This is a genomic window from Kitasatospora sp. NPDC059327, from assembly GCF_042752535.1.
Lineage (GTDB): Bacteria > Actinomycetota > Actinomycetes > Streptomycetales > Streptomycetaceae > Kitasatospora.
Genome location: NZ_JBHYYB010000214.1, coordinates 1 through 4,511, shown reverse-complemented (window position 1 = coordinate 4,511; position 4,511 = coordinate 1). Strand labels below are relative to the sequence as shown.

The following is a 4,511-nucleotide window of genomic DNA, read 5'->3' as shown; positions in this document are numbered from 1 at the left end:
CCGCGGGGGCGGGGGGGGGGGGGGGGGGGGGGGGGGGCGGGGGGCCCCCGCCCCCCCCCCCCCCCGACCGGGTGCCGGGGCTAGTAGCCGAGCTGGGTCGTGGTGAGGGCGTAAGGTCCCATCACGGTCCTGTTCGCCTCGTTGATCCAGGTGGCGGTCAGCGTCCCCGTGCCGTCGCCCTTGGTTTCGGCCTCCAGCTTGAGGAAGGTGCGGGGCGTGGCGACGGTCTGCACATGGCCGGTAGGCGTGTCGCTGTGCTTGACCGCCTCGGTCCTGTCGTGCAGCGGGCTGACGACGTACTCCCACAGGTCGTACCCGAGGGCCTTGCCCCCGTCCGCGGCCGTGTAGTAGTTCTTCAGGACACGGGAGACGTGGATGTCCCCGCTGAGCAGCACACAGCCCTTGATGTTCTCCCGCTTGATGTACTCGAAGAGCTCGTTCCTGTCCGCGGTGTAGGTGGACCAGGCGTCGCTCTCGGAGCCGGCCTTGTCGTACCAGGTCATTCCCGAGGCGAGGACCTTGAACTTGGCGGTGCTGTCCTTCAACGCCTTGAACAGCCAGGCCTTCTGTTCGGCTCCCAGGCAGACCCCCGTCGTCGCGTTGGCGAACCACCGCGGGTCGAGGAGGAACACCTCGACCGGGCCGCGCCGGAAGGAGGTGTAGACGCCCTCACCGGTGCCCCTGCCGGTCAGCAGTTGGGCGCCGGCGCCGTGGCCGAAGGTCGCGTTGGCACGGTAGTCGACGAACGCCTTGCGGAAGTCGACCTTCGCGGGCGCCCGGCCGTCGGTGTCGTTGCCGGCGAAGTCGTGGTCGTCCCACGTTCCCCAGATCGGCATCGACTTGACCAGGTTGTCGATTCCGGGCGCTGCCAGGAACTCCCGGTGCGTCTTGCGAGTCTTCCTCTGGATTTCCGCAGAGGAATCGGGGCTGCTGCCCAGGGCGACACCCCGGTCCGCGTACGGGGTGTCGCCGAGCATGACGAAGCCCTCGCAGTCGTTCGCGATGACCTGGCTCCACACGGAGGTCGAGATGCTGTGCGCACAGGAGCCGAAGCCCAGCGTGGCCTTGGTGGGCGACGTACCCGCGGCGCCCGTGTTCGGCACCGGTGCGGTCTTGAACTTCCCGGCCATCGGAACGAAGGCGCCACCGGAATCCGGGGTGATGCTGAAGGTGTACGACGTGTTCGCGGTCAGGCCCGTCACGTCGAACAGAACGGTGTCGTCATTGGCGGGTGCGGTGCTCGCGGTGAGGGTCTTCACCGTGCTCCCCGCGGTCACCGTGCACTTCCAGGACCCGGTCACGCCCGGCCGGGCCAGGATCCGGGCCGTGGTCTCGTCCACGTGGCCGACGAGCGGACCTGCCTTGGGCGCCGGGGTGGTGGTCACGCCGGGGGCGGTGCCCGCCCGCACCTTCTGCACGTATGCCGTCAGGGCGTTGAAGAACTTGTGACTGTCCTCGATGGCGGCAGCGGACTCGACCGCCGTCGTGCCGTCCGCCGCGTAGCACTTGTCGATGGTGAGGCTGGAGACCAGGTACCTGCCCTTGTCGGGCGTGGACTTCTCGTTCGCGACGGTGTCGCCCTTGCCCTCCAGCAGAACCGCCGGGAAGCCCGTCCCATCCGTGCAGGACAGGAGCACCCGCATCTGTGCCCAGGCGCCGATCGACTCCCAACTGGTCCACAGCTTCTTCTGGGCCGTCCCCTCCAGACGCTCGGTGCGGCGGCCGGTGAACACCTGGCCACCGACCTTGGGCAGCGCGCTCACCAGGGGGTGGGTGGTGTCCACCGGGTAGATCGTGTTGGCGTCGAAGTCGGTGCGCACCGCGTGCATCGGAATCGCGTCATACTTCCAGTCGGTGACCGGCAGGTAGGAGACACCGACGCCGTCCTTGTCGGGCTGAGCGAGCTCAAGGACCACTCCGCCGTCTCTGGTGAGTTGCCGCAGCGAATCGCGCTGATTCGTCACGAAGGCGGTGTACTTGGAGCTGTTGAGGCTGGGGACGACGCTGGCGAAGCTGCCGAAGGCGACCAGGGCCACCTCCTGCACGCCGTTCGCGGCCGCCGCGGCGACCGCCTCCGTCCTGGACAGCGCGGACGGCGCGGCCTGATAGCGCACCGCTTTGGCGGGGTCGAGGGTGATGACGCCGAACCCGGCGTTCTCCAGCAGCGTCTTCAGCCCGCAGGCCTTGGTGTCCACATCGACTTCGTCCAGCACCGCCGCGACCAGACCCGTCCAGGGGAGCGAGTCCGCCGCCGCGGTGGTGGTGCCGGTCAGGGCGCTGCCGGCGGCGGCCGCCACCGCGCCTGCGCCCAGCAGCTGCACCACCCTGCGGCGGCTGATCTCGGAGTTGATGTGATCGGACAGGGTGGGGGAAGAGTCGTCCATTGTCTTCTCCTGAGTGAGGGTGTCGACCGATGCCGTCGAACCACGGCCCCGAAAGGGCGTGGTCGAGCGCGAATGAGGTGGGGGCGGGCAGCCCGATTGATGGGGGTCGGACGCTGCGTGGCACGGGGATCGGCCGTCTGCGCCTGGGTGGGGCGTCGCAGACCGGCCGCACGAGACATAGCGGCCGCTTCGGTGGGCCGGTGCGGAGGTCCGCGAGAACCGGCGAAGCGGGGCGGGGTGAGTAAGGGGAACTACAGCGGCCACTCGACGGCACTGTCAATACTTCCGCACCGGATATTCATGGGTGGAATCGTGGAGGGGGGATTTACCGCGCGGCCCCGGGAACGGGCGAACAAGGAGGGGCACTGCCGCGGTCCTTGATCCAGTCCGCGACGATTCCTTCCGAGGGCCGGGAACGTCCGGGGGCCGGCGTCGGATCGTCGGGCGGCTGGGATCCGCGAACCACCGCTCACCGATCTCGCCGCAGGACCGGCCGATCCCGGCGAAGTACCGCTGATGTCAACGACATTGGGGCAGGAGTGGACATGGCCCGACCGGCCGGCCCGGGGCTCCCGCGAACACCCCGGAGCCTTCGCGTCGACCCCCCTGACCGAACATCAGGCGGCGCTCCGGTCGATCCGGGCAGGGCGTTACAGCACCGCAATCTCCCGGTCACAGTCCGGAATTCTCACCGCCGCCGACGGGACCGCGGGCCCGGTGTGCCACCCATACGATTCCGTTATCCGCCCCATCAGCAATTCGGGCCTTGCCACTCCCACGGGACCGACCGAGCATCGGAACCCACGCTCCCGGGACGGGGGCGTAGCAGTGCTGCCGCCGCGCCGGGGCCCCGGGCCGCCGCGGTCTACTCGGAGCGGGACGCGGCTGGACTCGTCCCCGGGCGGCGGTGGCACCGCACACCACCCTCGGGACCACTCGGAGGCAGGCCGCCATGACCCTCCCCCGTTCACACGCCGAACACATCCGCCCCACGCCGGACCGTGCCCGATACCTGACTGCCACGGTGCGGGGCACACCCACCGAACAGCGCGCCACCCTCCCCCACCCACCGGGGCCGGAAGCCGCCCGGGGGCGGCCGGCCGGCCCCGCGAGCGTCATCGCCCTGGACATCGGCGCGCGGTACATCAGCGGGACCGTGATGACCACCGACGGCCGCGTCCGGGAGTCCGAGCGCTGGTACACCCGGCCGGAGCGGGGCCCGGACGCCGTGGTCGACACCGTGCTCGGCTGCGCGACCGATCTCGCGGCGCTGGCCGACCGCCGGGAGGCCCCGGTGGCGGCGGCCGGTCTCGTGCTCAGCGGTTCCGTGGACGGGCTCGCCGGGGTCGCGACGGCCGAACCGGACTGGGCCGCCGCGCCGTTGCGTTCCTGGCTGGAGGAGCACCTGGACGTGCCCGTCACCCTCGGGCACGCGGGGCACGCCGGCGCCGTCGCGGAGGGACGGCTGGGAGCCGGCCGCGGCTGCGAGGCGTTCGCGTTCGTGACCTCGGCCGACCCGGTCCTGGTCGCGGTGATGCGCGCGGGCCGGTCGGTGCGGGAGGCGGCGTTCGACGCCGCCACGCTCTCGCCGGACGCCCGGGCGGCGACCCTGAGCACCGCCGACACCCGGGCCCTCGCCGCGCTGATCCTCGCGGCCGACGTGGAGAAGGTCGTGGTCGGCGGACCGCTGCCGCGGATGGACACGGCGCTGCGGCAGACGATCGACTCCGCGCTACGGAGAGCCCGCCGGCAGGGGCCGCGACCGGACGTGATCGCGGGGCGGGTGGGCGGCCGGGCGGCCTGCCTGGGAGCCGCCATGATGGCCCGCGAGCTGGTCGCGAGCCACTGACCGCGTCCCGGGTGCGTCCCGGACACGGCACTGACCGTGTCCCGGCCGCGCCCATCGCCCCGGGTATTCCCCACATTCACCGGATCGTTGCCAAAGAGTGCTCAAAGCCGCCCCAACCTGCGGTAAAACGGCAGCCACTCCTTATAGGGCGCATAACCGGATCGGGGGTTCCTCCCCACCCGCGCCCGCCGCCACCCTTGTGTTTCAGAGAGATACAAGCCACGTTACAGACGCGCTAAGGAGCCTTTGTGACCACAGAGGAATTCACCGTCAACGGC

The 4,511-nt window shown here is 70.8% G+C and carries 2 protein-coding genes; one reads left to right on the top strand and one right to left on the bottom strand.

Annotated features, from left to right (window positions below):
• Window positions 1-80: 80 nt before the first annotated feature.
• The gene (locus ACFXHB_RS44370; RefSeq protein WP_380582862.1) at window positions 81-2,384 is read right to left on the bottom strand and encodes an alkaline phosphatase D family protein; all 2,304 of its coding nucleotides are present in this window, start codon (window positions 2,382-2,384) and stop codon (window positions 81-83) included.
• A gap of 1,024 nt (window positions 2,385-3,408) precedes the next feature.
• Here ACFXHB_RS44370 and ACFXHB_RS44365 point away from each other — a divergent pair.
• On the top strand, window positions 3,409-4,233 hold the full coding sequence (locus tag ACFXHB_RS44365) for an ROK family protein (protein WP_380582860.1): 825 nt from the start codon (window positions 3,409-3,411) through the stop codon (window positions 4,231-4,233).
• Window positions 4,234-4,511 lie beyond the last annotated feature (278 nt).

What these genes read in the sequence shown, in the direction of transcription:
- ACFXHB_RS44370 (WP_380582862.1), bottom strand. Translation starts at nt 2,384, where the DNA reads ATGGACGACTCTTCCCCCACCCTGTCCGATCACATCAACTCCGAGATC.